Source organism: Arenimonas metalli CF5-1, assembly GCF_000747155.1.
GTDB lineage: Bacteria > Pseudomonadota > Gammaproteobacteria > Xanthomonadales > Xanthomonadaceae > Arenimonas > Arenimonas metalli.
On sequence record NZ_AVCK01000048.1, the window covers coordinates 1 to 2,645 of the forward strand.

The 2,645-nt window shown below is 66.0% G+C and carries 2 protein-coding genes; both read right to left on the minus strand.

Annotated elements, in window-relative coordinates:
* Positions 1-94 precede the first annotated feature (94 nt).
* Positions 95-844 (minus strand): IS21-like element IS1474 family helper ATPase IstB, encoded by a 750-nt coding sequence (gene istB / locus N787_RS11660; RefSeq protein WP_003460139.1) that lies wholly within the window; start codon positions 842-844, stop codon positions 95-97.
* A complete protein-coding gene (istA, locus tag N787_RS11665) occupies positions 732-2,417 on the minus strand; it encodes an IS21 family transposase (RefSeq protein ID WP_024360721.1) in 1,686 nt (561 codons plus the stop codon). The genes istB and istA overlap by 113 nt, the downstream gene beginning before the upstream one ends.
* Between the last annotated feature and the right edge of the window lie 228 nt (positions 2,418-2,645).

Here is a 2,645-nt window from a genome sequence, read left to right on the forward strand (position 1 = left end):
GTGCGGATTTCGGTGAACGTGACCGAGCGTTTCGCTAATACGTGACCGGTGCTTCCACCCCGGTTGCGCGGGTTCTGGATTGTAATCGCATCGGTCACGATGCGGCTTGTTCCTCGGCTTTTTTTCGGCGCAGCGACTCGCCTTTCATCGTCAGTCGGTAGGCGTTGTGCACCAGGCGGTCGAGGATGGCATCGGCCAGGGTCGGGTCGTTGATCCAGCCGTGCCAGTGCTCGATGGGCAGTTGGCTCGTCAGGATGGTGGAGCGGCTGCCAGCGCGGTCGTCGATCACCTCCAGCAGGTCATGCCGGGCTCCTTCCTCCAGCGGGGCTAGCGCCCAGTCGTCCAGCACCAGGACGTCGACCTTTGCCAGCTGTTGCAGGGTACGGCCGAAGCTGCCGTCGCCATGAGCGATGCGCAGTTGTTCCAGCAGGCGCGGGGTGCGCAGGTACAGGGTGCTATAGCCCTGGCGGCAGGCCTGGTTGCCCAGGGCGCAGGCCAGCCAGGTTTTGCCGGCACCGGTCGGGCCGGTCAGCAGCAGGTTGTGCTGCTGGCGGATCCAGTCGCCACTGGCCAGGGTGGCGATCAGACGCTCGTCCAGGGCGCGTCCGGAGCGGCGGTCGAGATCTTCCAGGCAGGCGTTGGCGTACTTGAGCTTGGCCTTCTTGCGCAGCCGTACCAGGCGCTGGTTGTCACGCCAGGCCAGTTCGCGGTCGAGCAGTAGGCCGAGGCGTTCATCGAAGCTCAGGCTGTGGCTGGCCGGCAGCGTCCATTGCTCTTCCAGGGCGCGGGCCATGCCGTCCAGGCGTAGCTGGTGCAGTTGATTCAGGGTGTGTTGCGGCATCATCGAACAGCTCCTGTTGCGGGGGTTGGTAGTAGTCGGCGCCACGGACGTTCTCGTGGTCGCCGGGTAAGGTCGTTTCGGCGGCACGCTGGGGCAGCGGCTGTTGATCCAGGCCTTGCTGGAGCAGGTTGCGCACGCTGCGCCCGGTGAAGGCGCGCAGGTGTACGGCACGTTCGGCAGCGGCTTCCAGGCGTGCATTGCCATAGCGCCGGGCCAGCGAGAGCAGGCCGAGGCAGGCGCGGTAGCCCATCTCCGGGTGCGGCTTGTGGGTCAGTTGGTGATCGATCAGTTGGCGCGTGTAGGGGCCGATCCGCTCGCCCCAGTCGAGCAGGCGTTGCGGCGTCCACTCACGATGCGCCTGGTGCGCTGCGGGCATGTGTTCGCGCTGGGTACTGTAAGCGCCGCGTCGCCCCAGCAGCAGGTGGCTGGCCACCCGCCGGTTGCCATGCAGCACTTCCAGGGTGTGTGCCGTCAGTCGCACGTCCACGTTCTGCCGGGCCAGGGCGGAGGGCACGCTGTAGAAGCTGCCATTGACCTCGATGTGGTAGTCGATGCTGACCTTGCAGCGCTTGAAGGTGGCGACCTCGTAGGGATGCACCGGCAGCGCTCGCAAGGCCGGGCGATCCAGACGCTCGAACCAGTCGCGCCGGCAGCCATCGAGCCGCTTGAACGGGCGCCGATTCAGATCCTCCAGCAGCTCGGCGATGGCCTGGTTAAGCGCATGCAGGCTGAAGAACTGCCGATGGCGCAGCCGCGCCATGATCCAGCGCTCGACCACCTGCACCGCCACCTCGGCCTTGGCCTTGTCCTGAGGCTTGCGTGGCCGTGCCGGCAGGATCACCGTCTGGTAATGACGCGCGCACTCCAGCGTGGCCCGGTTCAGGCCCGGCTCGTAGCGATCCGGCTGGGCGACCAGGGCGCGCGGATTGTCCGGCACAACCATTTCCGGCACGCCGCCAAAGTAGGTCAGAGCCTGGCCCAGCGAGGTCAGCCAGTCCACCTGGGTTTCGCCTGGCGTCGCGCAGGCATAGGTGTAATTCGAGGCGCCCAGGGCGGCGACGAAGATGTGCGCCCGGCGCACTTCGCCGGTGGCCGGGTCGACCACCGGCAGCGTCGGCCCGGCATAGTCGATGAATAGCTTCTCGCCCGCACGGTGCAGCTGACGCATCGAACGTTTGAGCGTCTGGGCGTAGCGCCGGTAGTGCTCGACGAACTGGGTGTAGCGGTAGGTCGGCTGGCCCGCATGCGCGGCGAGATATTCCTCCCACAGCAGCTGCAAGGTCACGCCCTTGCGTCGCAACTCGCGGTGGATGCTCAGCACATCGGGCAGCACTCGCTCACCGCGCGGCTTGTTCGTCGACGTCGGTGCAAACAAGGCGGCCGCCAGCGCGGCCTCGTCCATGGCCACCAGCGCCGGCCAGTCCAGCCCGGCCACCCGCGCCGCCGCGATGTACTTGCTAACCACGCCCTTGGACAGCTGCAAGGCACGGGCAATCTTCTCGTGGGACAAGCCGGCCTCAAACTTGAGGCGCAGACATTCTTTGATGTTTCGCATGGCTACTCGCGGCGCCGCCATCTTCCTCTCCCGAAATCGGTCGAGGATGGCGGCGCATCAGGTCATGCGCAACGAAGGGGAAGGCTTTCGCTAAGTCGTGACCGGCGATTTCGGTAAGCCGTGACCACCTGTTTCGGAACAGGCGGAGAATCGGTCACGTTGCTACCGAAATGAGCGGTCACGCGTTAGCGAAATGAGCGGTCACGATCAACCGAAACGGCCGGTCACGGTGCTCCGAAATCCGCACCT